Origin of the sequence: Streptomyces sp. NPDC091280 (assembly GCF_044768565.1) — a bacterium.
In the GTDB taxonomy this organism is placed as follows: Bacteria; Actinomycetota; Actinomycetes; order Streptomycetales; family Streptomycetaceae; genus Streptomyces.
The window spans coordinates 383,231-407,908 of the sequence record NZ_JBIVUZ010000005.1 but is presented as its reverse complement, the minus strand read 5'-3'; the positions used below and the strand labels follow the sequence as shown (position 1 = coordinate 407,908).

Sequence of the window (24,678 nt, the reverse complement as noted above, 5' to 3'; positions counted from 1 at the left end):
GGTGACAGAGCAGGCGTTCATCGAACTGGACCAGGTCGAGAAGGTCTTCGACGTGCGCAAGAAGATCGGGTTCATGAAACGGGAGCGGCGCCGGGTGCGGGCCGTCGACTCCCTCTCCTTCACCGTGGCGCGCGGCGAGATGGTCGGCTACATCGGGCCGAACGGCGCCGGGAAGTCGACCACCATCAAGATGCTGACCGGCATCCTCACCCCGTCCGGCGGCCGGTTGCGGGTGGCCGGCATCGACCCGTCCCGCGAACGCACCCGCCTCGCGCATCGCATCGGAGTGGTGTTCGGACAGCGCACCACATTGTGGTGGGACCTCCCGCTGATCGACTCGTACAAGCTGATGCACCGCATGTACCGCATCCCCGACGCCCGGTACGCCGAGAACCTCGACCGCTGTGTCGAACTCCTCGAACTGGGCGCCCTGTTGGACGTCCCCGTACGGCAGCTCTCGCTCGGCCAGCGGATGCGCGGCGACATCGCGGCGGCCCTGCTGCACGACCCCGAGGTGCTCTACCTCGACGAACCGACCATCGGCCTGGACGTCGTCTCCAAGGCCAAGGTCCGTGAGTTCCTGCGGGAGTTGAACGCCGACCGGGGCACCACGGTCCTGCTCACCACCCATGACCTCCAGGACATCGAGCAGCTGTGCTCCCGCGTGATGGTCATCGACCACGGCCGCCTGATGTACGACGGTCCGCTCGGCGGGCTGCACGAGGCGGGGGAGAGCGAGCGGACGCTGGTGGTGGACCTGGAACGGGAGTTGCCGCCGATCGAGGTGCCGGAGGCGCGGACGGTGAAGGTGGAGGGACCGCGACAGTGGCTGACGTTCCCGGCCTCGGCGTCGGCGGCCCCGCTGGTGGCGCGGATCGCGGCGGAGTACCCGATGGTGGACCTGTCGGTGCGGGAACCGGACATCGAGGCGGTGATCGCCCGCATGTACGCGGACCAAGCGGACCAAGCGGAGCGGGCGGCCTCCTAGCCGCTCATGGCCCTTCGCGGAGGGACCTCGTAGGCTGCTGTGTATGACCGACGACGCAGTCCCGGAGCTCCGCGCATCAGATGCCGACCGAGAGCGGGTCGCCGAAGTCCTGCGCGACGCCGTCGCCGAGGGGCGCCTCGACATGGAGGAGTTCGAGGAGCGTCTGGAGGCGACCTACAAGGCGCGGACGTATGCCGAACTGACCCCGCTCACCGCCGACCTGCCGGCCCCCGGAGTCGCCCCGCCGCCGGTGAACATGGTCAAGGAGCCGGTGGGCGGCGGGAGTTGGGCCGGGCGGATCGTCGGTGGCGAGGGTTCCTCGGCCGGTGGCGTGGCGATCATGTCCGGCTTCCAGCGCAAGGGCCGCTGGACGGTCCCCAAGCGGTTCACCTGCTTCGCCTTCTGGGGCGGCGGCGAGATCGACCTGCGCGAGGCGAACTTCGCGGACCGCGAGGTCGAGATCAACTGCATCGCGATCATGGGCGGGGTGCAGGTGATCGTGCCGCCGGGCGTCGAGGTCGTGGTGCGCGGCATCGGCATCATGGGCGGCTTCGACCACAGCCAGGAGGGCGTGCCGGGCGAGCCGGGCGCCCCGCGCGTGATCGTCACGGGCTTCGCCTTCTGGGGCGGGGTCGGCGTGGAGCGCAAGCTGCCCCGGGCCGAGCGCCAGCGGCTCAAGGAGGAGCGGCGCCGGCAGAAACTGGAGGGCGGCTCCGACTCGCCGAAGGAGCTCTACGGCTCGCACCGCGACGCGCACTCCGCGTGGCACGACGCCCGCCGCGAGGAGCGCTGGGACCGCCAGGAGGAGCGCCGGGAACGGCACGAGGAGCGGCGCGAGCGGCACCGGGACCGCCGGGACCGCAGACACCGCGACTGGGACTGACCCGCGGTTTCACAAACGGGCGGGGACCGCGCCCGTGAGGTCCGCCAGGTCGACGGTGTCGCCCATCTTCCGGTACCCCCGGTCGCTGGGGTGGAGATGATCGCCCGAGTCGTACTCGGCGGCGTACCGGCGCGGGGCGTACGGATCGCGCAGCGCCTTGTCGAAGTCGACGACGGCGTCGTACACCGTGCCGCTCCTGATCACCGCGTTGACCCGCTCCCGTACGGTCTCCCGGGCCCCCGTGTACCGGGGGTAGCCGCCGATCGGGGTCAGGGTCGCGCCGACCACCTTGATGCCGTGGGCGTGGGCCTGGCGGACCAGGGCGCGCAGGCCGGTCAGGATCGCGTCGGCGTCGGCGTCGTGCAGGGTGTCGTTGATGCCGAGGTCGACGATCACGACCTTGACGTTCGGCCGGTCCAGCACATCACGCGCGAAGCGGGTCAGTCCGCTCTGGTTCTCGGCGGGGCGCCCGGCCCGGCTGACCAGTATCTGGTTGCCGCTGATGCCCGCGTTGACGACGCTGTAGCGCGGCACACCCTGCCGCCCGGCGGCGACGGCCGCCCGCAGCCGCTGCGAAAAGGCGTCCGGCCAGCGGCGGTTGGCGCTCTCGGACGAGGTGGAGCCGTCGGTTATGGAGTCGCCGAACGCGACGACCGTGCCGTTCGCGTCGTGGCTCAGCACGTCCAGCGCGGTCAAGTAGCGCCACACCGAGGTCCGTTGGGTGTACGGCGTGCCGCTCGGGTTCTCCACCCGGTCGCCGTCGGCCAGGTACGAGATCTGCCGGGCGTACGGGTGGAAGGTGACCGGGCCGGACTCGGCGGGCGCGTAGGTGGTGACCAACACGTCGGCGCCCTGCGGGACTTGGAGGCGCACGGCGTCGCTGAGAATCTGCTGCCCGGCCGGGACGGTGACGGAGGTGGCGCCCCCGAAGGTCAGCCGGCGCATGGTGCCGGCCGCTGCGGCGGAGCTGCCGTGACCGGCCGCGAGGGCGATCGAGGCGTGGGTGACGGTCAGCGGGGACTGGCCGTAGAGGTTGGAGAGGGTGATCCGGGCGCTGGTCCCGGCCGCGCTCGTGTGGACGACGTTGCGCACCGAGCGGCCCGCCATGCCCGCCGGCTCGGTGCCGGGCTCGCCGCCGACCGGGGCGGCGGACCAGGCGCCCACCCAGGTGCCGGCCGAGACGGGGTCGGCGGCGTTGTGCCGGGCGTGGCTCTCGGCGGGGGAGTCGCCGCCGCTGCCGTCACCGGCCGAGACACCGACGTAGATGCAGGCGGAAACGGCCACGATCAGGGTGATGATCGCGGACAGCAGGGCACGATGCCTGGTGGGGGACGCCCCGTCGTCTCCTGCGGGTCGCTGGGTCACGCGGTGCGGATCTCCTCGGGTGAGTGGCAGGGCCCTGCCATTTTGCCCTTTCGGGTGACGCCGGGAACTCCTGTTCCGTCCCGGGAGTCGGTCAGGAAGGGACAATATGCACGGTACCGGCGAACGGGTGGAGCGGGTGGAGCGGGTGGAACGTACAGAAACGGTCACCGGGGGCGGCGGGACGCCGTCCCGCCGCACCATGACCACGTTCAGCGCGGCCGACGAGGAGAAGCAGCGCGGCGTGCGCCGCATGAAGCTGACGGCGCTGGCCCTGCTGGTCTTCGTGGCCGTCGTGTACGTGCTCGCCAAATGGGCGTCGAACTCGGGCGCGGGCCCCTGGGCGGGCTATGTCGCCGCGGCGGCCGAGGCCGGCATGGTCGGTGCGATGGCCGACTGGTTCGCGGTCACCGCCCTCTTCCGCCACCCGCTCGGCCTGCCCATCCCGCACACCGCGATCATCCCCACCAAGAAGGACCAACTCGGCGTCTCCCTGGGCGAGTTCGTCGGCGAGAACTTCCTCTCCGAGGAGGTCGTGCGGCAGCGGCTGCGCGCCGTCGGCATCGGCAGCCGCCTCGGCGCCTGGCTCGCCGACCCGGATCACGCCGACCGGGTGACGGCGGAGCTGTCGGCGGCCCTCCGGGGCGCCCTCACCGTGCTGCGCGACTCCGACGTCCAGGCGGTCGTCACCGAGGCGGTCACCCGCCGCGCCGACGCCCAGGAGATCGCCCCCGGCATCGGCAAGATGCTGGAGAAGATCGTCGCCGACGGCGGTCACAAGCGGGTAGTCGACCTGATCGTCACCCGGGCGCACGACTGGCTCGTCCTGCACGACGAGCAGGTCATGGACGCCGTCGAGGGCGGCGCGCCCGGCTGGACCCCGAGATTCGTCGACAAGCGGATCGGCGAGCGCGTCTACAAGGAACTCCTCCGCTTCGTCACCGAGATGCGCGACATGCCCTCCCACCCGGCCCGCGGCGCCCTGGACCGCTTCCTCGCCGACTTCGCCGCCGACCTCCAGTCCGACACGGACACCCGCGCCCGGGTGGAACGCCTCAAGGGCGAGGTCCTGGGCCGAGGCGAGGTCCAGGACCTGATCGCCAGCGCCTGGACGTCCGTACGCTCCATGATCGTCTCCGCCGCCGAGGACGAACGCAGTGAGCTACGGCTGCGGGTGCGGGCCGCACTGCTGTCGCTCGGCGCGCGGATGGCCGTCGAGCCGAAACTCCAGGCGAAGGTCGACGGCTGGGTCGAGGGCGCGGCGGTGTACGTCGTCACCACCTACCGCAAGGAGATCACCTCCCTGATCACGGACACGGTGGCGAGCTGGGACGCGGAACACACGACCCGCAAGATCGAGGCGAACATCGGCCGCGACCTCCAGTTCATCCGGATCAACGGCACGGTGGTGGGGTCGTTGGCGGGGCTGCTGATCTATACGGTGTCGCGGCTGGTGGGGGTGTAGGGGGGCGCCGGGGCTGGTGGGGGTTTGGGAGGGCCGGGGAGCTGAGGTCCCCCGGGCCCGGGTTCGCGGGGCCTGGGTTCGCCGGATCTGAGTACGCGTACTCTGTCGCGCCCTCGGACCACCGGTAACCCTCGTACGTATGACCGAGAAGCAGCTGACGGAGAAGGTGCTGACGGAGAGAGCGCTGATGGACAAGGCGCTGACGGAGAAGGCGCTGAGCGCCCTGCGGACGCGCCCCTGGCCGGAACGCTGGCTGACCCGCGCCCTGGGCGCCGCCCTGGCGTCGACGGCGTACTTCGTGTGCGTGGCCTGGACGGGGGCGTCCGTCACGGGCGCGCTGGTCCTGGCGGCGCTCCTGCTGCTCCTCGCGACCTACTTCGGCCACCGCGACGACCCCGTCTGGCCCGTACTGCTGGTCGCGGTCCCCCCGGCCGGCCTGATGTACGCCACCCACCCGCCCGGCTACACCAACTGGCCCGACGAGACGGAATGGCCCCAGCAGTGGGCGTTCGCGACGTTCGTGATCGGCGCCGGGGTACTGGTGGCATCGGCGGTGGGCCGCCACTTCCGCCCGTGCGAGGAGGACTCCATGGAGGGCGTGCTGTCGGCCCACGGCTGCTGAACCGCCGTAGCGACTCCGGCCTCGGGGAACATCTCCCGAGGCCGGAGTCGCGCGCTCAGCTGGGCCGATGCCTCACGAGGAGAGCCACTCCGTGGCGTTGAGGGCGAGGGCGGCGTTGGTGGCGCCGGTGTCGTTCCAGCCGTCGTAGAGCGTGTTGCCGGACTGGCCGGTGCCGTCGTCGATCGGCGAACTGTCGCCCCAGAAGGCCACCTTGCCGCTGCCGAAGGTGCTGGTCAGGAAGAAGGCGCCGGTGTCGCCGGAGTAACCGCTGCGGTAGACGAGCCCCTTGACGTTCGCGTTGTCGTCGGGCGTGAGCGTGGCGGTCGTACCGTTGGCGATCAGGCTCTTGGTGACGGTGCCGAAGGAGCCGTGCAGGACCGGGTCGCTGCTGTCGGTGATGGCCTTCGGGTACCCCGAGCTGATGTTGAGCGAGTCGATCGAGAACCCGAACGGGTCGTCGCTGTCCACGCTGTTGTTGGTCATCAGGTCGTTGAGGATCTGGACGGCGTCGTACCCGTCGTTGTTGCGGTCGGACCCGGTGTGGTCGGAGATCATGAAGAGCCCGCCACCGGCCTTCACGAACTTCATGATGGCCGTCTTCTCGGCGGTGGTGAACTTGGTGTTCGGCTCGGGCAGCACGAGCGTGTCGAAGTTCGAGAGATCGTTCGCCGACGACCCTCCGTAAGTCAGCGCGCTGGTGGCGGTCTTGAGGCTGTAGTCACCGGTCTTCTGCAACGCGATGCCCCACGACGACAGCGCCCCGGTCCAGTCCTTGTCGGAGGAGGGCGAGGAGTCCTGGGCGAGCGGATCGGGCTTGCTGGTGGAGATGATCCAGTCGGCGTTACCGGCTTCCTCGGCGTGGCCGTCGTCGAAGAGGACGCGGTGGGTGGTGGTCGCGGCGGTCGCGGCGGCGGCCGGGGTGACGGTGGCGGCCACCTGAGCGGTGGCGCCGACCGAGAGCAGACCGAGGACGGTGAGAGCGGTGGTGAGCCGCCGACGTGACGTGAACTTGCCAAAGCTGGGCATCCGGTGAACCTCCGTGAAGTGGGGGGATTCCGTGAGTGGGGGGGGGACTGGACGGGGGATGCGGGTGCTGCGGATGACGCTGTCTCTGACGCTGACGATGGTGAATCTTCGCGCGTAGAACGGTGGTTGAGTGATCACCGACCGACACACGGGAGGACGGTACACATGGCGGCGGGACCGGCGGGAGGATCTCTTGGCGGTTCATGTAGATCTCTTACGTATCGGCAGTACCCGTCGACCGTGGCCTTGGTGGCGGCCTTCAGAACCCCGGTGATGTTGGACGACGCCATGGGTACGTCAGCGAGCTCGTCCGTACGGTCACCCGGCAGCAATCGCGGAGTACATCCAGACGTCGGCCGGGAGTGCGTGCTTCAACCTCCACTTGATTGCCATCGGCTTGCTCCCCGTGTGGTCCTCGAACTCGGCAGGGCCGAGCAGCATCCACGGTTGGGCGCCCCCGATATCGGTGCTCTTGTAGCGGCGAACGAAGAGTAGGACGTGGCTGCCCTCGGCTACGTGACTCTGGTATCGCAGGCCTGTGGGAGACGTCTCCGAGGTCTGGTTCTGGGACTCCCAGTGGAAGAGGGTCTCGCTCAGCGCATAGTCGTGGTAGCGGGTTTGTGGAGAGAAGTCCTTCTCGTCCTTCTCTAGCGTGATGAGGAGCGCGTCGGTCTTGATCGACTCACACCACTTCACGCCCTCACGAAAGTCGCCCGGCATAAAGCCGCCGATGTGGGACTGGCCAAGGGCAGGGAGGATCTCTTCGCGGCTGTACGAGGCGTGCACGGTTAGCGGGATTCCACTCCGACCGCCGACGCCCAGCAGCGGGATCGGGACGTGTTCCGTGTGGGCAAGGTTGTACTCCAGAACCTGACGCAACTCGGCGCGAACCGCGTGCTGTTCAAGCAGAGTTGAGAATCCGGCGTCGTAGTCCGCGAAGCCCTTGCGTGTGATGCCACCAAGTGGCCATAGCTGGAAGAAGAGCATGCGCGCGTAGGCCTGGCCCTGCTCGTCGAGCTCGCCGTAGGAGGGAGCGTCGTCCGCCAACATTCGCGTGTACGCAGCTACCCGCAACGGGTCGTCTACATGGAGGAACGCCGACACCCGCTTGAGGAGCGCCGCTTCCCCTTCCGGCGGTTCACCCTGTATAAGGCCAGCGCGGCGGAGGAGTCCTGTCCAGGAGTTGCCGTTGCCTCGGTAGAGCTCCTTCAGTTCGCGACCGCTTTCGTGGAGATACCGGCTGAGCTTTGGCTCGGCGTAGTCGGCGACCTCGCGCGCCAGTGCCGTGACGTTGACGCCGATCTGATCCTTGATGTTGGCGATGATGGTGTTCTTCGCCTTCTCCTCAAGGAGGATCTGACAGCCGGACGGCAGCTGCGGGAAGGCGTGCTCGATGTTGTCCAGGAGCCGCTTGCGGGTCAGGTTGGTGAGCGCCCGGAACTGGTTCTCGAAGCGGAACTCCTTACGGTGCTGCCCAATGAAGTCCAGCACCGTGAGTACGGCCTTGTTCTCGGTGCGACGCAGGCCTCGACCGAGTTGCTGAAGAAAGACCGTGGCGCTGGAGGTAGGACGCAAGAGAAGCAACGTATCCACGTCTGGGATATCGAGCCCCTCGTTGAAGAGGTCGACTGAGAAGATCACTTGCAGGGCACCCGACTTGAGGTCCACCAGGGCCTGTGCGCGCTCGTCGCTGGATGACTCCCCAGATAGGGCAACGGAGTTGATGCCGGCCGTTCGGAAGGACTCGGCCATGAAGCGCGCATGCGCAACCGAGACACAGAAGCCCAGCGCTCGCATCACCGCAGGATCGGTGACCTTGTCTCTGACGGCCTTCACGACCAGCCGTGCTCGTGCCACGTTCCCCGTCAGTACGTTGCTCAAGGCGCCCGCGTCATACGCCCCGCGCTTCCACTCCACCGTGCTCAAGTCGGTGGTGTCACTGATGCCGAAGTAGTGGAAAGGGCTGAGGAGTTCGTTCTCCAATGCTTCCCACAGACGCATCTCGGCGGCGATACGACCGTCGAAGAACTCGTCCTGGATGTTCTTGCCGTCCATGCGCTCGGGCGTCGCGGTGAGCCCCAACAACTCAACCGGCTGGAAGTGGTCAAGGATCTTCCGGTAGGTCGGTGAGGTCCCATGGTGGAACTCGTCGATCACGATCACGTCGAAGTGATCAGGTGCGAGACGGTCAAGCGCTCGCGCGTTCAGCGACTGGACGCTGGCGAACACATGAGTCCAGCGTTCCGGGATCTCCCCGCTGTGCAGCGACTCTCCGAAGTTCGCATCCGTCAGGACGTCTTGGTAGGTCCGCAGGGACTGTTGCAGGATCTCCTTGCGGTGCGCGACGAACAGCAGCCGCAAGTCACGGCCGTGCTTCTTCCGGAGCTGCTTGTAGTCGAGCGCAGCCATTACCGTCTTGCCGGTGCCAGTCGCCGCGACTAGAAGATTCCGGTGGAGGTCGTGCACCTCTCGCTCGACCTCCAGCCGCTCCAGCATGTCGCGTTGATGTGGATACGGGCGCACCTCAAGGCCGGACAGAGTAATTCGGCGGTCTTGAGCAGCCGTTGAGGACGTGCCTCCCGCGATGGCCAAGGCTTCCTGGAGGCGTTCTCCATCAGCGTCGGGGTCGTACATTTCGAAGGACGGATCGTTCCAGTACGCCTCGAAGGTTGCTCTGAACTTGCGCAAGACGTCTGGCGTGGCGATCGAAGACAGTCGAACATTCCACTCCAGGCCATCGAGAAGCGCGGCCTTGGACAGGTTGGAACTGCCGACGTACGCGGTGTCGTAGCCACTGTTACGACGGAACAGCCACGCCTTCGCGTGCAGGCGCGTCGATCGCGTCTCGTAGTTCACCTTGACCTTGGCGTTGAACTCCCGCACCAACCGGTCCAGTGCGCGCCGCTCGGTGGCGCCGATGTAGGTCGTCGTGAGGACTCGTATCGGCACGTCTCGGATGCGGGCCGCTTGCAAGGACTGCTCGATGATGCGCAGGCCGTGCCACTTCACGAAGGCGCAGAGAAGGTCGACATGGTCGGCGGTGGCGAGCTCGGCGCGAAGTTCGAAGCCGAGGCTTGGGTCCTCCGGGGAGTTGGTGATGAGGGCGGTGTCAGACAAGGGGATACCGGGGCGCACGGCGAAGACGCCGGGTGCTTCCTGCCGCGCCAGCGCGAGAAGTTGACGCGGCCCTTCAGCCACTAGGTCCACCCACTCTTGGGCGCCTTCAAGAGTGCTGATGGATTCCAGGATGTGGTTGGCCGCGTGGACCCGCTCCACGCTGGGAAGGCCTTGCAGGACGCGCCGCACGGTCCCCGCGACGTGCCTGGCCAGTACATGTGGCACTGACTCCGAGCCCACGGTATCGGTCACGGGATGCCAGCCGAGGCTGCCTAGTTCCTCCAACTGCTGCTCGAACCGCAGCGTGATGAGCTCCTCGTAGAGGCCTACTGGGGGCTCCGAAGGCACTCCTGGCTTGGTCACGTCGGCATCCCCCGCTCGCTCTGACAGATGTCCCATGTCTAACAGAGGGCACTGACACCGACACATGAGGCATACGAGCGGTCGGTTCGTTGATAGCAAATGATCAATATCGATTACTGGTTTGACATGACCGATCTGGATCGGTCCAGTATGGGCTGTGGAAATCAAACGGGTGTCCGGGAACATCGATGGTGTCGTCGTAGGGGATCTCTTCGCTAGTCGGCTCGACGTACTGGGTGCCAAGCTTCATCAGACCAACCAGCGGGGCATCTCTTGTCTCAAGGATGAGAAGGACGGCCTGTACATCGCCGATGCCATCGTCCTCAACGGTGGGTACGTGGACGATGACGATCAGTGGACGTTCATGAGGTACACGGGAGCGTCGAAGGGCGGCGATCGGGACTCCACGACTGGCCGACTTCTATGCAGTCAGTCGTGGGAGTACGACGACAACGCCGCCCTCAAGCGAAGCTATGAGCGCGAGCGCCCTATCCGCGTCATACGTGGCTTTGGGGGCGATAAGCGCTACTCGCCGCCCAAGGGCTATCGATTCGACGGCTTGTTCCGGGTTACAGCCATTCGCACGGCTACCTCTAAGTGGCCTGCTCCCGATGGTTCTAAGATCGATATTTGCCAGTTTGATCTAGAGCGGCTGCCCGACTCGGAGCAAGCACTCTCGGCCATGGGGAGTCGAGTTGCCGAAGCGCTCGAAGCGGTAGAGCAAGTCCTTGAGGAACCGGGCGAGGAGAGATACCCGGAGGCGCGGGCCGTGGAGATACGACGTCTCATGCGGAGCGTTGCAACGTCACGCCGCGTCAAGAAGCTGTATGACGGGCAGTGTCAACTCTGTGGCCTTCGCTTGCTCGGGCCGGATGGGGAACCGCACAGCCAAGGTGCGCATATCAGGCCCTTGGGCAGGCCCCATAACGGACCCGACGTGGAGCCGAACATTCTCTGCGTCTGCCCCAACTGCCATGTCCGGCTGGACGTTGGTGCTGTTGTTGTGGACGAGGACTGGGCGATCATTGTGCGCGCAGCTATCTTCGGAACGCCTATGCTGCCGAAGCTCAAGACCAAGCGTTCGCATCGAGTGCATCCGGACTACCTGCGCTATCACCGCGAGTGGTGGGAGGGCCGTGGGGCGTCCGGGCAGGGATCGTAGAGCTTTGTGCCGTAACACGGCCGCCAAGAGGGCATAGAGCTTGGCGGCCGTGGAGCGTCCACTGATTCAAAGCTCTTGCCCGTGACACTCCCCATAAGCCCGCCCCGACCCACACCAACAATCAGCCCCCCGCTGAGGCGGCCACACCACAGCCCGCCCCCGCGCAGCCAGCGTCGTCGCGTACTGCGGGAGCAGCTCCACATCCCCCGGCGAAGCCCCCTCCGAAGCCGCGAACGCCTCGTAAGACGGCACCGTCCCCGTCACGATGCCGAGGTTCGGTGTGCCGCTGGCCGCCAGTTCCCGCAGCGAACCCTCTATCGTCGCGAGGTGCTCCTCGTGTGAGGGGTACTCGACGCCCAGGGGGGCGTACGCGGCCACCAGCTCCGCCAACTCGCCCTCCGGCCAGTGGAGTACGGCCACCGGGAAGGGGCGGGACAACGCCTCCCGGAATGCGCCCAGTTCCGCTCGCAGCCGTGAGATCTCCGCCTCCAGCTCCGCCGGGTTGTCCGAGCCCAGTGACCAGACCCGCTTCGGGTCGTGGAGTTCGTCCAGGGATACCGAGGACGAGTGCAACGTGTCCGCCAGCGTGTCCCACTCGTCGTGGGACACGCCCAGCATGCGCCGGACCCGGTGGCGGCCGAACAGCAACGGGTGGGTGGAGTAGGGGGGTTCCGAGACGTCCGTCAGGAGCAGGCGCACCCCCTCCGTGAACGTCTCCTGCGCCGCCTCCAGCTCGTCGTGGGACTCCAGGGACTCCGCGACGATCACCCAGGGGGCGGGGTCGCGCGGGGACGCTGCCCGCACGCCGTCGATGATCGCCCTGGCCTCGGCCTCGTGGCCGTACTCCCAGAGGTTCGAGGCCTTGAGGGCCCGTACCAGGTGCGGGGTCTCCAGGGTGTCCGGCGATGACAGCAGGCGGTCGTAGAGCGTGCTGGCCGCGGGGCGGTCGCCGGCCAGTTCCAGGTGGGCCGCGGCCTGGAGGAGCAGGGCTTCGGCGTCCTCGGGGTAACGGGCGGCGGTCCGCTCCAGGCGGGCCGCTTCGGCGGGGTGGTCGACGTTCTCGGCGGGCGTGTCGGGGCGCATGAACGACACGGTACTGCCGATGCCTCCACAGATGGAGGCCAGATGGAGGCAACGGGAGAGATATGCCCAGGTCCGGCGGTGAGCGTGCGGGGCAGGGGTGGGTGACTTTGCGGCCTTGTCATCCCGGCGTCACCCGTTCTTCAGGCAGCTCCGGCGAGTCCCGTACCGACCCGCCCGGCGAGTCCCGCGCCGATTCGCCCGCCACGTTCCCCGCCGATCCGCCCGCCGCGTCCCGCCCCGATCCCCCTACCGCAGTCCCCGCCACCCCCGCCCTCCCCGCCACCACCGCAGCCCACGTCATCACCCCCAACCCGACCAAAACGATCCCCCCGCCCGCGTACAGCGGAGCCGCGTACCCCCACCCCGCGCTGATCGTCAGGCCTCCCAGCCACGCCCCCACCGCGTTGCCCACGTTCGACGCCGAGACGTTCGCGCTTGCCGCCAGTGCCACTCCGCCGGCCGCGTCCGTGACTCGGGTGATCATTCCGGGGACCGGTGCGAAGCCGAACGCGCCGAGGAGGAAGACGAGGATCACGGAGGCCGGGCGGTTGCTCGCCAGGAGGCCGAAGGTGATGAGTGTGATCGTGAGGCCGGTGAGTGCCGCGATCAGGGTCGCGTCCCGGTTGTGGTCGGCGGCCCGGCCGCCCGCGATGTTGCCCACGACCAGGCCCGTGCCGTAGACGACCAGGAGCCAGGCGATGTCCGGCGGGGAGAAGCCCGTGACCTCGGTGAAGGTGTACGCGAGGTAGCTGAACGCGCCGAACATGCCGCCGTAGCCGAGGGCCGTGGCGGTCAGGGTCAGCCAGACCTGGGGGGAGCGGAAGGCGTGCAACTGCGCGCGTACGCCGGGTTGTTCGCCGGCGGCGCCCGGTACCAGGGCAGCGATCGACGTGAGGGCCAGCACGCCGATCGCCGTGATCGCCCAGAACGTGGCCCGCCAGCCCCAGCGTTCGCCGACCAGCGCGCCGAACGGGACGCCCAGGACGTTCGCCACCGTCAGGCCGGCGAACATCAACGCCACGGCGCGGGAGGCCCGTTCGGGGGGAACCAGGCGGCGGGCCACCAGGGAGCCGAGGCCGAAGAACGAGCCGTGGCAGAGGGCCGCCACCACGCGGCCGACGAGCATGGTCGGGTAGTCCGGGGCGAGCGCGCACAGCAGGTTGCCGGCCACGAAGAGGGCCAACAGGCCTACCAGGACCGGCTTCTGCGGCAGCCGTGCCGTCGCCGCCGTCACCGCTATCGCGCCCACCGCGACCGTCAGCGCGTAGCCGGAGATCAGCCAGCCCGCGGCGGCCGTGGAGACGCCCAGGCCCCGGCCGACCTGGGGCAGCAGCCCGGCGATCACGAACTCGGTCAGACCGATTCCGAAACCGCCGAGCGCCAGGGCGAGCAGGCCCAAGCGGCCCTCGCCACGCCTGAGTTGCGCGGTCAGATCACCACCCCGTCGATCTGCAGGGTCTGCACCGCCCCGGCCGCGAACGTCGCGCTCACCGTCTTGCCGCTGAGGTACGTGTCCGAGTGGGAGGTGTAGAGGTCGCCCCCGCCGCCCGTCACCGTGTTCCAGCGCGGGACCAGGCCGCTCGTGCCGCCCGCCACCGTCGTGAACTTGGAGAGGTCGAAGGTGAGGGTGGTGGAGGAGGAGCCGGTGTTCGCCGCCACGATCACCAGGCGCTTCGCGCTCGCGTCGTAGCCCGCCGCCGCGTAGCTCACGCCCGTGTCCAGGATCGTCATGCCGGGGCGGATGTGGCGGCTGAACTGGGCCATCACGTAGTACTTCGTCTGCACCGCGCCGGCCGTGAGCGTGCTCTGGTCGTACGCGATCATCGCCCAGCCGGAGGACGGGTCCATGACCTGCCAGTACGTCCACGCCGTGGGGTGCAGCCAGCGGAAGTCGTAGAGCAGGTTGCTCGCCATGGTCAGGCCGGTGGCGTCGCTGTCGCCCGTCTCGGAGTTCCAGAGGGCCTTGCCCGCCGTCGTCACCACGTCCGTGTAGAGCAGGTCCCTACGGCCGCCCGAGCCCTGGTAGCCGTGGACGTTGACGCGGTTGACGTAGCCCTTCGTGGTGGAGGAGAAGGAGTTCCAGGTGGTGCGGGCCAGGTCGTAGCTCGTCTCGTCGGAGGCCGAGATCTTGGTGCTCGTCAGGCCGCGGGAGTCCAACTCGCTGCGGACGTAGGGGAGTACGGCTGCCTGGACCGTGGAGTCCATGTGGCAGCCCTCCTGGGTGCCGGTCGCCGTCCACCAGCTGGACGAGGGCTCGTTGAAGGCCTCGACCGTCGCGAAGTTCACTCCCCAGTTGTTCTTCGCGTAGAGGGCGACGGACGCCAGGTGGGAGGCGTGCTGGCGGTAGTTCCAGGACTGGAGGTTGTTGCCGCCGCCGGAGGCGCCCGAGGGGTTGTGGTTCAGACACATCCACCACATCGGCGAGTTGGCGAACAGCTCGGTCGTGGCCCCGCGCGCGGTCGCCTTCACCAGCATCGCGCGCTGGGTCGCGTCCGCCGTCCAGTCCCAGGCCGAGGAGGTGGGGTCCTCGTTGTTCCAGTCCTGCCAGTAGCCCTCGATCTGCTTGAACGCGGGGATGTTGGCGGAGGCGACCATCGACTCGCCGCTCACCGAGTTCCAGCTGCATGCGCCGAGGTTGTAGCGGGCGATGTTCAGGCCCAGGCCGGGCAGCGAAGTGCCGTTGTACGTGGTCGACTTGGTGGTGAAGAAGATGTCGGCGAAGTCGTCCCGGGCGCCGAAGACGTTCGCCCACCAGGCGAGCGAGGTGCCCCAGCCCTCCCAAGTGCCGTACGTCGTCGACGGGTTGACGGCGATCGTCGCGTCGGCGCGTGCGGTACCGGCCGCCAGGGCGGTGCCGAGGAGACCACCGCCCGCCGCGGCCAGCAGGGTTCTGCGTCGGATCATTTCCTTCTCCCGATTCGCTCAACCGCCGGTCGTCCCACCGGCGTCGGCCATCCCCCCGGCTCGTACCACCAGGAAGCATCGGGTGTGGTGGGTGAGGTTGTCGAGGGTTGTGACACCCCTTTCTCGGTCCCTTTCTAAAACCCGTGTACGAAGTATCGAACGGGCGCCTCCGCAGCCGCCGCGAGGTACGGGTCCGGTGAGCACGGCTCTGGTGAGTTCGCGAACCGGCCCTTATCGTGCGGCCCATGCGGGTCCCCGTCGTGCAACAGCACCGCCGTCGACGCCGTGCGCTGCGCCGACGCGTCCTGTGGACCGGCGGCGAGGTCCTCGTCACCGCCGGGGTCGTCCTTCTCCTCCTCGTCGTCCAGCAGTTGTGGTGGACCAACCGGGAGGCCCGCCGGGGCGCGGAGCGTCAAGTGCAGGCGCTGGAACGGCAGTGGGGGGCGTCGACGTCGGCCTCGCCCGCGACGCCCGGGGCCCGGGACGGCGGTTCCCCGGCCGCCGACTCCACCGCCTCCGGCGGCAGTTCACCGCGCCGGACCACCACGACCGGGAACACCCTCACGCCCCGCCCGTCCCAGGCCTACGCCATCCTCGTCATCCCCCGCCTCCACCTCCGCGTCCCGATCGCGGAGGGCGTCAGCAAGCGGAACGTGCTCGACAAGGGCTACGTCGGCCACTACCCCGGCACCCAACAGCCGGGCCAGGAAGGGAACTTCGCGCTCGCCGGGCACCGCAACACACACGGCGAACCCTTCCGGTACCTCCCGCGACTGCGGCTCAAGGACACCGTCCAGGTCGAGACCGGCACGGCGGTCTACACCTACACGGTCGACAAGATCCTGCCGCGGACCTCCGCCGCCGACTCCGGCGTCATCCGCCCGATCCCGCGCTCGCTCGTCAAGCCGTCGTACGGCTACCGCACGCCCGGCCACTACATCACCCTCACCACCTGCACCCCGGAGTTCACGTCCCGCTACCGCATGGCGGTGTGGGGCACACTCACGTCCACCCGACCGCGCGCGTGACACCGGGGGTCCGTGAACCCGATTCCGGTCAGTCGGCAAGTACTGGGTGAACGCCGTCCCTTTCCTCCGACGACACGGACTGTCCATGACCGATTCCGACGCACTGTGCCGTTCCTCCCCGGGGAGCGCCACCGGCCGGCAGGACAGCGCGCTGCCGGACGCCGTCCTCGTCGCGGCCTCGCTCGACGAACCCGAGCGTTTCGCCGTGCTGTTCGACCGGTACGCGCCCACCATCCACCAGTACGTCGCCCGGCGCCTGGGCCGCGACACCGCCGACGACATCACCGCCGAGACCTTCCTGACGGCCTTCCGGATCAGGGCCCGCTACGACAGCGGGCGCGCCGGTGTCCGCCCCTGGCTGCACGGCATCGCGGCCAAGCTGATCAGCCGGCACCGCCGTGAGGAGGTCAGGGCGCTGAAACTGCTGGCCCGTACCGGGCACGACCCGGTGGCCGAGACCTGGACCGACTCCGCCGACGACCGGGTCACCGCGCAGGCCGCCGCCCGGCCGCTGGCCAAGGCGCTGGCCGCGCTCTCGGAGGGGGACCGGCACGCGCTGCTGCTGTTCGCCTGGGCCGACTTCACCTATCAGGAGATCGCCGAGGCCCTCGACATCCCGGTCGGCACCGTCCGCTCCCGGCTCAACCGGGCCCGCCGGAAACTTCGCGCGACGACGGCCCCGTACGACCCGTTCGACGGACCCGGCGAAGCCGCCCGACCGCTCGAAACGACCCAACCGCACGCACCGCACGTCCCGGAAGGTGATCCCGCATGAACGAGTCCGCCGACGCACGTGACCTGGGTGCCGTGCGGGTCGACATTCCCCTGCGCGCGGACGTCCCGCTGCCCGACAGCGGCCGTCTCGCGCCCCAACGGGCCCTGCTCACCGAGGCGTTCCGGCAGGAGGCGGCCGTCGCCGAGCGGCCCGGCGCGGTCGCGCTGCCCCGCCGCAGGGTCGTGCTGATGACCGCCGCGGCGGCCACCGGGCTCGTCGTCACCGGCGGTGTCGTGGCGGCCCTCTCCGCCGACGACCCGGGTGCCGCCGCCCCGACCGCGACCACGCCCTCCGGCAGGCGGCTGCTCTCGGCGCAGGCCTCCGCCGACACCCTCGAACTGGCCGCCGCGACCGTGGCGAGGTCCGGCGCGACCGAGCCCCGCCCGAAGCAGTGGGTCTACGAGAAGAGCACGTCCTTCGACCACGGGACACCGCGCAGCGCGGAGCAGTGGACGCGCTGGGACGGCACCGGCGCCGCCTCGCTGCCCGGCGCCCCGGGCCCGGACCCCACATCGAGCTTCGACCCGAACAAACTCTCGGTCTGGTACTTCCCCAACGAGGAGGAGAAGTGGAAGAAGGAGGGCTACGACGACCGGTCGCAGCGCCAGTTCTACCGCTTCCTGGCTACCCTCCCGAGCGATCCCGACCGGATGATGGCCGCCATCCGCAAGGCGCACGCCATCGGTGACATCAAGGGCGAGACCCGGGCGCAGCGCGACTGGCGGGAGATCGACGTCCTCTACCGCTCCGTGCTGATCCCGCCGAACGCGCAGGCGGGCCTGTTCCGGGCGCTCGCGAAGATCCCCGGAGCGCGGGTGGAGAAGGGGGTCGAGGACCCGATCGGCCGGGCGGCGATCGGGGTGACCGTGACCTACGCCGAGGCGACGCCCTCGGGCTGGCAGGGCAAGCAGGAGCTGTTCTTCGATCCGCGGACGTACGCGTACCTGGGGGAGGTCAGGCACACCGCGCCGTTCAGGATTTCCGGGCGGTCCAAGGGTGCCAAGGGGCCGTACGCGACGCCCTCGGCCGAACTGGACGCGGACGTGATGATCACGGCACGGGCCGCCTGGGGCGTGGTGGACAGGCCGGGGCAGCGGCCCTGACGGGCCACGCGCCCACGGAACCGGCTCCCGCCCCGGCAGCGGCTCCCGCCCCGCCCCCGGCAACGGCTCCAGCTCCGGCCCCGGAACCGGCTCCCGCCCGTTCCCGCAGCGGGCTCACGCCCGCTCCCGCAGCGCCACCACGCTCACCGCCGCCAGCACCGCGAGTCCCGCCGACACGGCCATCGCGATGTCCGCGCCGCGCGCCAGTCCGCCGCCCGCCGAGGTGGCGACGGCGATCGTCAGGGCGACACCCGCGCAGGAGCCGATGTACCGGAACGTCTGCTGCGCGCCGGAGCCCATCGCGGCGCGGGCGGCCGGTACGGACTCCACGGAGAGGAGGGGCAGCGCCGCGTTCAGCAGGCCGCTGCCCACCCCGGCGATCACCAGTCCCGGCAGCAGCCGGGTCCAGGAACCGGAGTCGAGGGCGCCGAGCATCGTCAGGACGCCGGCCGCGTGCAGCACGAATCCCAGGGCGAGTTGGTGCCGGGAGGAGACGCGGCCCGCGAGGCGGCGGGCCTGGAGGGCGACCGCGAAGGACAGGCCCGACCAGAGGAGGAACAGCCACGCCGTGTCCAGCGCCGACAGGCCCAGGGTCCGCTGGAGCAGCGCGGGCAGGAAGCTGAACAGGCCGATCACCGCGAAGCCGGTGAACAGGCCGCCCGCCGAGGAGGCCAGGAAGGGGCGGTGGCGCAGCAGGCCCAGGTCGATCATCGGGGTCGTACCCCGGCGTTCGACGAGGGCGAAGACGCCGACGAGCAGGACGGAGGCGAGCAGCAGCAGGCCCACCGGGGCACGCAGCCAGCCGTCGCGGCCGAGGGTGAGCGCGGCGACCAGGGCGACCAGGGCTAGGCCGAAGGTGACCGCGCCGGCCAGGTCGGGGCGTCCGCCCCTCGGCGCGCGGGATTCGGAGAGCGTACGGACGCCGAGGGCGGCCACGATCAGGGCGGCGGCGCCGAGGACGGTGTAGGCCAGGCGCCAGTCGGGGAGCGCGCCGGTCACCAGGGGGCCGACCGCGATGCCGCCGCTGACGAACGCGCCCCACACGCCGGTCGCGTGCAGTCGGCCGCGCGGGGTCGGGAAGGCGTGCACGATCAGGCCCAGGCTGCTGGCCAGCAGGGCCGCGCTGGAGGCGCCCTGCGCGATGCGGGTCAGGGTGAACAGGAGGGTCGAGGAGGTGAGCGCGGAGAGCGCGGTGGTGATGCCGAGGGCGAAGGTGCCGGCCAGGAAGATCCGGCGGCGGCCGTAGTCGTCGGCGAGGCTGCCGGCGACCAGGAGCAGCGCGGCGAGGCCGAGCGGGGTGCCGTTCAGCAGCCAGGCCTGGGCGGAGAGCGGGGTGTGCAGGGCGGCGGCGATGTCGGGGAGGGTGACCATCGGCGCGGTGTACGCCATGAGTGCCACGGCGGTGGCCGCGCTGGTCAGGGCGAGGGTGGCGCGGGGGCGGGGCGCGGCGGGCGCGGTGGCCTCGGGCCGCTCGGAAACCGGGGTGAGGGTTCGTTCACTGAACCTAGTCATGTGGAGTACCGTAGCACCGTAGGTTCGTTCATTGAACCTTGAGTCGGAAAATGGCTAAGGTGGACGGCATGGCACTGGGCAAGGACTACGCGACACAGGAGTGCTCGATCGCCCGCGCGCTGGAGGTGGTCGGCGAACGCTGGACGCTGCTCGTCGTCCGCGACGCCCTCTACGGCGTGCGGCGCTACAACGACTTCCTCACCCACCTCGGCATCCCGCGCGCGGTCCTCGCCGCCCGCCTCCAGGCCCTCACCGCCGAGGGCATCCTCGAAAAGCGCCGCTACCAGGAATCGCCGCCGCGCGACGAGTACGTCCCCACGGACCGCGCGCTCGCCCTGTGGCCGACACTGCGCTCGCTCGGCCGCTGGGGCCGCGAGCAGTTCGGCGAACCCCAGCTGCGCTACTTCCGGCACGTCGACTGCGGCACCGAACTCGGCCCCTACGGCGAGTGCCCGCGCTGCGCGCTCGTCGTGCCGGTCGGCGACATCCTCATGGACCCGGGCCCCGGCCTCGACCCGGACCCGGCGGACCCGGTCAGCCGCGCCCTCCTCAAGCCGCGCCGCCTGCTCCAGCCCATCGAGACCGGTCAGGTATGACCGATCAGGTATAACGGACCGTACGAGAACGGCAGTTGAGGGGAGGGGGCGTCGATGGTCCGCGAGCGTGCCGCCGTGCTGCTCCTCGTGCTGCTGCTCCCGCTGGTGCTGGCCGACACCGCCGGTCTCCCGGCCGTCGTCGCGCTCGCCGCGACCGGTACCGCCCTCGCCGTCTGCGCGCTCCTCACCGCGCGCAGCGCGCCCGCCGTGGCGCCCACCCGCGTCCGTACGGCCATCCGCGACCGGGCCCGCCGTACGGCGTTCCTGCCCCAGCGCGACCCCGACGCCTCGGGCCGCCCCCGCCCCCGGGCACCCGGAACCGCCCTCCGGACGACCACCGCGTAACGCGTACCCGCGCGGGTCGTCACATCGCCATGCCCCACTCCGGCACGACGAGACCCACGGAGGGCTCACCCATGTCCGTACTCACCCATGTCGTCGGCCAACTCGCCGACCTGCTCCACCCGTTGTTCGGCCCGTCCGCGGTCGCCGCCGCGATCGTCCTGTTCACCGCGCTCGTACGGCTCCTCGTCCATCCGCTCTCCCGGGCGGCGGCGCGCGGACAGCGGGCGCAGGCACAACTCCAGCCGCGGGTCGCCGAGTTGCGGAAGCGGTACGCGCGGCAGCCGGAGAAACTCCGGTCGGCCGTCGCGGAGTTGTACGCCGACGCGAAGGTGTCACCGCTGTCCGGGCTGCTGCCGTCCCTGCTGCAACTCCCGGCCTTCTTCCTGCTGTACCGGCTCTTCTCCGGCGGGGGCGGCGGACTGCTGACCCACCGGCTGTTCGCCGCGCCGCTCGACGGACGCTGGGCCGACGCCCTCGCGGGGGACGGGGTGTTCGGGCCGGCCGGGCTCGTCTACCTCGGCCTGTTCCTCGTCGTCGGCGCGGTCGCCACCTTCACCTGCGTCCGGGCCCGGCGGACGGTCGCCGCCGCCGGCGGTACGGGCGGGGGCACGGCCGGGGGCGCGATCGGCCGGGTGCTGCCGTTCACGTCCTTCCTCACCCTCGTCACCGTGGCCGTGGTACCGCTCGCAGCCGCCCTGTACGTGGTCACCAGCACGGCCTGGAGCGCGGTCGAACGGGCCCTGCTGCACAGCTGAGCCACGCGGTGCCGGTCCAGTCCGTGAACCGGGTATTGCGGACTGGACCTTGAGATCGGAGGATCGACCAGTCATCCGATGGCTGCACCCATCGGCCGACGGCCCGCGCGATCGATGGAGATGGTGAAGATGAAGCTGCTGCGAGTCGGTACGGCGGGGGCGGAGCGGCCCGCGCTGCTCGACGCCGAAGGCGTGCTGCGGGACCTGTCCGGCCTCGTCCCGGACATCGACGGGCCGCTGCTCGCCGACAGCGCCGCGCTCGGCCGGATCCGGTCGGCGGCCGACGCCGGATCGCTGCCCGCGCTGGACGCGGACGGGCTGCGCGTCGGGCCGCCGCTGGCGCGGATCGGCAAGGTCGTGTGCATCGGGCTGAACTACCACGACCACGCCCGCGAGACCGGCGCCGAGCCGCCCGCCGAGCCGGTCATCTTCTTCAAAGCGGCGGACACGGTCGTCGGACCCCACGACACCGTGCTCGTCCCGCGCCGGTCGGTGAAGACCGACTGGGAGGTCGAACTCGCCGTCGTCATCGGCCGTACCGCCCGCTACCTGGACTCCCACGAGGAGGCGCTCGCGCATGTCGCGGGGTACGCGGTCGCGCACGACGTCTCCGAGCGGGAGTTCCAGATCGAGCGGGGCGGGACCTGGGACAAGGGCAAGAACTGCGAGACGTTCAACCCGCTGGGCCCGTGGCTGGTGACGTCCGACGAGGTGCCGGACCCGCAGGCGCTCTCGCTGAAGCTGTGGGTCAACGGCGAGCTGAAGCAGGACGGCACCACCGCCGAACAGATCTTCCCGGTCGCCGAAGTGGTGCGCTACGTCAGCCAGTTCATGACCCTGTACCCGGGCGATGTCATCAACACCGGTACGCCGGCGGGGGTGGCCCTGGGGCAGCCCGAGCCGAAGCCGTTCCTGCGGGCCGGTGACGTGGTGGAGCTGGAGATCGAGGGGCTCGGGCGGCAGCGCCAGGAGTTCAAGGACGCCTGACCCGCGCCCCTCGGGCACCCCCGCTCAGTCCAGCAGGGCGGCCAGCTCGCGCCAGGCCTGGCGAGGAAGGTCCTGGCGCGAGTCGCCGTCCACCACCTGGAGCGCCAGGTGGTCCGCGCCCGCCGCGAAGTACTCGTCGACGCGGGCGCGGATCGTCGCCTCCCCGCCCCACGCGAACACCGCGTCGATCAGGCGGTCGCTGCCGCCGTCCGTGAGGTCGTCCTCGGTGAAGCCGCCGCGGAGGAAGTTGTCGGTGTAGTTGGGGAGGGTGAGGTAGAGGGCGAGGGCCTCCCGGGCCAGCGCGCGGGCGCGGCTCGGGTCCGTCTCCAGGACCACCTTCAACTCCGGTGCCAGCAGCGGGGTTTCGCCCAGGATCTCGCGGGAGTACGCGGTGTGCTCCGGGGTGACCAGATAGGGGATCGTGCCGGCCGCGCGGTCGCGGGCCAGCTCGATCGACCTCGGGCCGAGCGAGGCGAGGAGCCGGCGTCCGGCGGGCACACCGGCCGTGTCGAGGGCGTCCAGATAGGAGACCATCGCCGAGTGCGGGCGGCGGTACTCGGCCGCGAACTTGGCGTGGGCCACCCCGAGGCCGAGCAGGAAGCGGTCCGGGTGGGTCCGCTCCAGTGCGGCGAAGTCCGCCGCGCTCTCGGCGGCCGGGTGCTGCCAGATGCTCTGGATGCTGGTCCCGAAGGCGATGCGCGAGGTCGCCTCGACGAGCGGGACGGCGTTGCGGACGGCGCTGCTGCCGCCCAACCAGACCGTGCCGTAGCCGAGTTGCTCCAGTTCGGCCGCCGTCTCGGCCAACTCGCCTCGCCGGGACGGATCTTCGGAGCGCAGCCCCACGCTCCAGATGCCGTACCGCCCGACCGTCTCCTTCAGGGCACTGCTCATGAATTCCGGTTCCCTCCGGTGTTGGACGTGTCGCACGTGCCAACCGGAGGGAACCGCCGGTTCATTCCGTCATTCGCCCAGGAACTGTTCCAGCGCCGCCACCACGAACCGGTGGTCCTGCAACTGGGGCAGGCCGCTCACCGTGACCGTGCCGACGACGCCCACGCCCTCGACCCTGATCGGGAACGAGCCGCCGTGCGCCGCGTACTCGTCGGGGTCGAGGCGGGAGGCGTCCTCGAAGGTCGTGCCCTTGGCGCGGAAGCGGGTGCCGACCAGGTAGGAGGCGGCGCCGAAGCGTTCGACGACCCGGCGCTTGCGGTCGATCCACGCGTCGTTGTCGGGGGTGGAGCCCGGCAGCGCCGCGTGGAAGAGCTGCTGGCCGGCCCGGCGGATGTCGACGGCGACCGGGGCCTCGCTCTCGCGGGCCAGCTCGACCAGGAGCGAGCCGAGCCGCCAGGCGTCGTCGTGGGTGAACTGCTGGAACACCAAACGGCGTTCCTGCGCTTCGAGTTCCTCCACCGTCGGGGTGATCTCGGGGGCGATCCGCTGGGTGATCGCGGGCTTGTGCTGGGTCACAGGGTCACCGTCACTCCGTCGCGGGCGCTGCGGCGCGCGGCTTCCAGTACGTCGAGGGCGGCAGCCGCCTCCAGGGCGGTCACCGGGTTGGGGGCGCCGTCCCGGAGGGCGGCGGCGACGGCCGCGTAGTACGCGGGGTAGTCGCCGGGGAGGGTGGGTTCGGGGCGGTCACCGCCGGTGAGCGGGGACTCCCCGGAGCCGACCCGGCCGTACAGGGACTCGGGTTCCTCGCCCCAGCTCTCCGCCGAGCCGGGGCGCCCGCCGTCCCGCAGGTCCGCCTCCTGGGGGTCGAGGCCGTACTTGACGTAGCCCGCCCTGGAGCCCAAAACCCGGAAGCGGGGCCCGAGTTGGGCGGTGGTCGCGGAGACGTAGAGGTGCGAGCGGACGCCGTTCGCGTGGGTCAGCGCGATGAAGGTGTCGTCGTCCGTCTCGGCGCCCGGACGGCGGATGTCCGACTCGGCGTACACGGTGGCCGCGGGCCCGAAGAGGGTCAGTGCCTGGTCGACCACATGGCTGCCGAGGTCGTAGAGGAGACCTCCGATCTCTGCCGGGTCGCCGGACTCGCGCCAGCCGCCCTTCGGCCGTGGGCGCCAGCGCTCGAAACGGGACTCGAAGCGCCACACCTCGCCCAACTCGCCCTCGGCCAGCAGCTTGCGCAGGGTCAGGAAGTCGTTGTCCCAGCGGCGGTTCTGGAAGACGGAGAGGAGCAGGCCGTGCTGCTCGGCGAGGGCGGCCAGCTCGCGGGCCTCGGCCGCCGTGCCGGCGATCGGCTTGTCCACGACGACGGGCAGGCCGGCCTTCAGGGCGGCCGTCGCGAGCGGGACGTGCGTCTTGTTCGGGGACGCGATGACGATCAGGTCCAACTCGGCGGCGCGGTCCAGGAGTTCGTCCGGTGACGCGGCGACGCGGACATCCGGGAACTCGGCGCGGGCCTGGTCCTGCCGCTCCGGGTTCGAGGTGACGACCGTGTCGAGGGCGAGGCCCTCGGTGGCGGCGATCAGCGGGGCGTGGAAGACGGAGCCCGCGAGGCCGTAGCCGACGAGGCCGACGCGGAGGGGTGGGCGAGTGGTGCGTCCAGTCATGCCCTCCACTTTCGCAACGCTGTTGCCAAAGTGCAAGTGGTGGGGAGAATGGG

General features: G+C 70.1%; 21 protein-coding genes and 1 pseudogene. 12 read left to right on the top strand and 10 right to left on the bottom strand.

Going from position 1 to position 24,678, the window contains the following annotated elements; all coding sequences use genetic code 11:
* The first annotated feature begins 1 nt into the window (after position 1).
* Together ACIQPR_RS17860 and ACIQPR_RS17855 are read left to right on the top strand one after the other, a co-directional pair.
* Complete coding sequence (locus tag ACIQPR_RS17860; protein WP_403648828.1) at positions 2–988, top strand: ATP-binding cassette domain-containing protein; 987 nt, start codon at positions 2–4, stop codon at positions 986–988.
* A gap of 43 nt (positions 989–1,031) precedes the next feature.
* Positions 1,032–1,871, top strand: a complete 840-nt coding sequence (locus tag ACIQPR_RS17855) for a DUF1707 domain-containing protein (protein WP_403648825.1) — start codon at positions 1,032–1,034, stop codon at positions 1,869–1,871.
* A 9-nt stretch (positions 1,872–1,880) separates the two neighbouring features.
* Here ACIQPR_RS17855 and ACIQPR_RS17850 read toward each other — a convergent pair whose 3' ends face one another.
* Positions 1,881–3,236, bottom strand: coding sequence for an SGNH/GDSL hydrolase family protein (locus tag ACIQPR_RS17850; RefSeq protein WP_403648823.1), 1,356 nt, complete (start codon positions 3,234–3,236; stop codon positions 1,881–1,883).
* 106 nt (positions 3,237–3,342) lie between these two features.
* Here ACIQPR_RS17850 and ACIQPR_RS17845 point away from each other — a divergent pair, with 106 nt between their 5' ends.
* Together ACIQPR_RS17845 and ACIQPR_RS17840 are read left to right on the top strand one after the other, a co-directional pair.
* Positions 3,343–4,698 (top strand): DUF445 domain-containing protein, encoded by a 1,356-nt coding sequence (locus ACIQPR_RS17845; RefSeq protein ID WP_403648820.1) that lies wholly within the window; start codon positions 3,343–3,345, stop codon positions 4,696–4,698.
* Between the two features lie 139 nt (positions 4,699–4,837).
* A complete protein-coding gene (locus ACIQPR_RS17840) occupies positions 4,838–5,320 on the top strand; it encodes a hypothetical protein (protein ID WP_403648817.1) in 483 nt (160 codons plus the stop codon).
* A 78-nt stretch (positions 5,321–5,398) separates the two neighbouring features.
* On the opposite strand, the pseudogene ACIQPR_RS17835 reads toward ACIQPR_RS17840, so the two are convergent.
* Both ACIQPR_RS17835 and ACIQPR_RS17830 read right to left on the bottom strand, forming a co-directional pair.
* A pseudogene (locus tag ACIQPR_RS17835) lies at positions 5,399–6,346 on the bottom strand (hydrolase); the annotation flags it as partial.
* A 318-nt stretch (positions 6,347–6,664) separates the two neighbouring features.
* Complete coding sequence (locus ACIQPR_RS17830) at positions 6,665–9,826, bottom strand: DUF3427 domain-containing protein (RefSeq protein WP_403648814.1); 3,162 nt, start codon at positions 9,824–9,826, stop codon at positions 6,665–6,667.
* A 157-nt stretch (positions 9,827–9,983) separates the two neighbouring features.
* Here ACIQPR_RS17830 and ACIQPR_RS17825 point away from each other — a divergent pair, with 157 nt between their 5' ends.
* A complete protein-coding gene (locus ACIQPR_RS17825) occupies positions 9,984–10,988 on the top strand; it encodes a YDG/SRA domain-containing protein (protein ID WP_403648811.1) in 1,005 nt (334 codons plus the stop codon).
* A gap of 66 nt (positions 10,989–11,054) precedes the next feature.
* Here the strand turns inward: ACIQPR_RS17825 and ACIQPR_RS17820 are convergent, their stop codons facing one another.
* From ACIQPR_RS17820 to ACIQPR_RS17810, 3 genes are all read right to left on the bottom strand, one after another.
* On the bottom strand, positions 11,055–12,071 hold the full coding sequence (locus ACIQPR_RS17820) for an SEC-C domain-containing protein (RefSeq protein ID WP_403648808.1): 1,017 nt from the start codon (positions 12,069–12,071) through the stop codon (positions 11,055–11,057).
* Positions 12,072–12,189: 118 nt separating this feature from the next.
* Complete coding sequence (locus tag ACIQPR_RS17815; RefSeq protein WP_403648805.1) at positions 12,190–13,470, bottom strand: MFS transporter; 1,281 nt, start codon at positions 13,468–13,470, stop codon at positions 12,190–12,192.
* 29 nt (positions 13,471–13,499) lie between these two features.
* Positions 13,500–14,975, bottom strand: coding sequence for a beta-1,6-galactanase (locus tag ACIQPR_RS17810; protein ID WP_403648802.1), 1,476 nt, complete (start codon positions 14,973–14,975; stop codon positions 13,500–13,502).
* 245 nt (positions 14,976–15,220) lie between these two features.
* Here ACIQPR_RS17810 and ACIQPR_RS17805 point away from each other — a divergent pair, with 245 nt between their 5' ends.
* The 3 genes from ACIQPR_RS17805 (at position 15,221) to ACIQPR_RS17795 (ending at position 17,881) form a co-directional block, all read left to right on the top strand.
* Positions 15,221–16,003 carry a class E sortase gene (locus ACIQPR_RS17805; protein WP_403648800.1) on the top strand — a complete coding sequence of 261 codons (783 nt, stop codon included), beginning with the start codon at positions 15,221–15,223 and terminating at the stop codon, positions 16,001–16,003.
* 85 nt (positions 16,004–16,088) lie between these two features.
* Positions 16,089–16,778 carry an RNA polymerase sigma factor gene (locus tag ACIQPR_RS17800; protein WP_403648798.1) on the top strand — a complete coding sequence of 230 codons (690 nt, stop codon included), beginning with the start codon at positions 16,089–16,091 and terminating at the stop codon, positions 16,776–16,778.
* Positions 16,775–17,881, top strand: a complete 1,107-nt coding sequence (locus ACIQPR_RS17795; RefSeq protein WP_403648795.1) for a CU044_5270 family protein — start codon at positions 16,775–16,777, stop codon at positions 17,879–17,881. Before ACIQPR_RS17800 ends, ACIQPR_RS17795 begins: the two co-directional genes overlap by 4 nt.
* Positions 17,882–17,995: 114 nt before the next feature.
* Here the strand turns inward: ACIQPR_RS17795 and ACIQPR_RS17790 are convergent, their stop codons facing one another.
* Positions 17,996–19,393, bottom strand: coding sequence for an MFS transporter (locus ACIQPR_RS17790; RefSeq protein ID WP_403648792.1), 1,398 nt, complete (start codon positions 19,391–19,393; stop codon positions 17,996–17,998).
* Between the two features lie 68 nt (positions 19,394–19,461).
* On the opposite strand from ACIQPR_RS17790, the gene ACIQPR_RS17785 reads away from it, so the two are divergent.
* The 4 genes from ACIQPR_RS17785 to ACIQPR_RS17770 all read left to right on the top strand — a co-directional run bounded on the left by ACIQPR_RS17785 (position 19,462) and on the right by ACIQPR_RS17770 (position 22,076).
* Positions 19,462–19,989 carry a winged helix-turn-helix transcriptional regulator gene (locus tag ACIQPR_RS17785; RefSeq protein WP_403649355.1) on the top strand — a complete coding sequence of 176 codons (528 nt, stop codon included), beginning with the start codon at positions 19,462–19,464 and terminating at the stop codon, positions 19,987–19,989.
* Positions 19,990–20,043: 54 nt separating this feature from the next.
* Positions 20,044–20,334, top strand: a complete 291-nt coding sequence (locus tag ACIQPR_RS17780; RefSeq protein ID WP_403648789.1) for a DUF6412 domain-containing protein — start codon at positions 20,044–20,046, stop codon at positions 20,332–20,334.
* 71 nt (positions 20,335–20,405) lie between these two features.
* The gene (yidC, locus tag ACIQPR_RS17775; RefSeq protein WP_403648786.1) at positions 20,406–21,089 is read left to right on the top strand and encodes a membrane protein insertase YidC; all 684 of its coding nucleotides are present in this window, start codon (positions 20,406–20,408) and stop codon (positions 21,087–21,089) included.
* A gap of 129 nt (positions 21,090–21,218) precedes the next feature.
* Positions 21,219–22,076, top strand: a complete 858-nt coding sequence (locus tag ACIQPR_RS17770) for a fumarylacetoacetate hydrolase family protein (protein ID WP_403648783.1) — start codon at positions 21,219–21,221, stop codon at positions 22,074–22,076.
* A 24-nt stretch (positions 22,077–22,100) separates the two neighbouring features.
* Here ACIQPR_RS17770 and ACIQPR_RS17765 read toward each other — a convergent pair whose 3' ends face one another.
* The 3 genes from ACIQPR_RS17765 to ACIQPR_RS17755 all read right to left on the bottom strand — a co-directional run bounded on the left by ACIQPR_RS17765 (position 22,101) and on the right by ACIQPR_RS17755 (position 24,625).
* Positions 22,101–22,967: an LLM class F420-dependent oxidoreductase gene (locus tag ACIQPR_RS17765; RefSeq protein ID WP_403648780.1), complete on the bottom strand. Its 867-nt coding sequence runs from the start codon at positions 22,965–22,967 to the stop codon at positions 22,101–22,103.
* Positions 22,968–23,036: 69 nt separating this feature from the next.
* Entirely contained in the window at positions 23,037–23,543 is a 507-nt protein-coding gene (locus ACIQPR_RS17760; RefSeq protein WP_403648777.1) for a heme-degrading domain-containing protein, read from the bottom strand.
* Positions 23,540–24,625, bottom strand: a complete 1,086-nt coding sequence (locus ACIQPR_RS17755; RefSeq protein ID WP_403648774.1) for a Gfo/Idh/MocA family oxidoreductase — start codon at positions 24,623–24,625, stop codon at positions 23,540–23,542. Before ACIQPR_RS17755 ends, ACIQPR_RS17760 begins: the two co-directional genes overlap by 4 nt.
* Between the last annotated feature and the right edge of the window lie 53 nt (positions 24,626–24,678).

What these genes read in the sequence shown, in the direction of transcription:
- ACIQPR_RS17855 (WP_403648825.1), top strand. Translation starts at nt 1,032, where the DNA reads ATGACCGACGACGCAGTCCCGGAGCTCCGCGCATCAGATGCCGACCGA.
- ACIQPR_RS17845 (WP_403648820.1), top strand. Translation starts at nt 3,343, where the DNA reads ATGCACGGTACCGGCGAACGGGTGGAGCGGGTGGAGCGGGTGGAACGT.
- ACIQPR_RS17840 (WP_403648817.1), top strand. Translation starts at nt 4,838, where the DNA reads ATGACCGAGAAGCAGCTGACGGAGAAGGTGCTGACGGAGAGAGCGCTG.
- ACIQPR_RS17820 (WP_403648808.1), bottom strand. Translation starts at nt 12,071, where the DNA reads ATGCGCCCCGACACGCCCGCCGAGAACGTCGACCACCCCGCCGAAGCG.
- ACIQPR_RS17810 (WP_403648802.1), bottom strand. Translation starts at nt 14,975, where the DNA reads ATGATCCGACGCAGAACCCTGCTGGCCGCGGCGGGCGGTGGTCTCCTC.
- ACIQPR_RS17805 (WP_403648800.1), top strand. Translation starts at nt 15,221, where the DNA reads ATGCGGGTCCCCGTCGTGCAACAGCACCGCCGTCGACGCCGTGCGCTG.
- ACIQPR_RS17800 (WP_403648798.1), top strand. Translation starts at nt 16,089, where the DNA reads ATGACCGATTCCGACGCACTGTGCCGTTCCTCCCCGGGGAGCGCCACC.
- ACIQPR_RS17795 (WP_403648795.1), top strand. Translation starts at nt 16,775, where the DNA reads ATGAACGAGTCCGCCGACGCACGTGACCTGGGTGCCGTGCGGGTCGAC.
- ACIQPR_RS17790 (WP_403648792.1), bottom strand. Translation starts at nt 19,393, where the DNA reads ATGACTAGGTTCAGTGAACGAACCCTCACCCCGGTTTCCGAGCGGCCC.
- ACIQPR_RS17785 (WP_403649355.1), top strand. Translation starts at nt 19,462, where the DNA reads ATGGCACTGGGCAAGGACTACGCGACACAGGAGTGCTCGATCGCCCGC.
- ACIQPR_RS17780 (WP_403648789.1), top strand. Translation starts at nt 20,044, where the DNA reads ATGGTCCGCGAGCGTGCCGCCGTGCTGCTCCTCGTGCTGCTGCTCCCG.
- yidC (WP_403648786.1), top strand. Translation starts at nt 20,406, where the DNA reads ATGTCCGTACTCACCCATGTCGTCGGCCAACTCGCCGACCTGCTCCAC.
- ACIQPR_RS17770 (WP_403648783.1), top strand. Translation starts at nt 21,219, where the DNA reads ATGAAGCTGCTGCGAGTCGGTACGGCGGGGGCGGAGCGGCCCGCGCTG.
- ACIQPR_RS17765 (WP_403648780.1), bottom strand. Translation starts at nt 22,967, where the DNA reads ATGAGCAGTGCCCTGAAGGAGACGGTCGGGCGGTACGGCATCTGGAGC.
- ACIQPR_RS17755 (WP_403648774.1), bottom strand. Translation starts at nt 24,625, where the DNA reads ATGACTGGACGCACCACTCGCCCACCCCTCCGCGTCGGCCTCGTCGGC.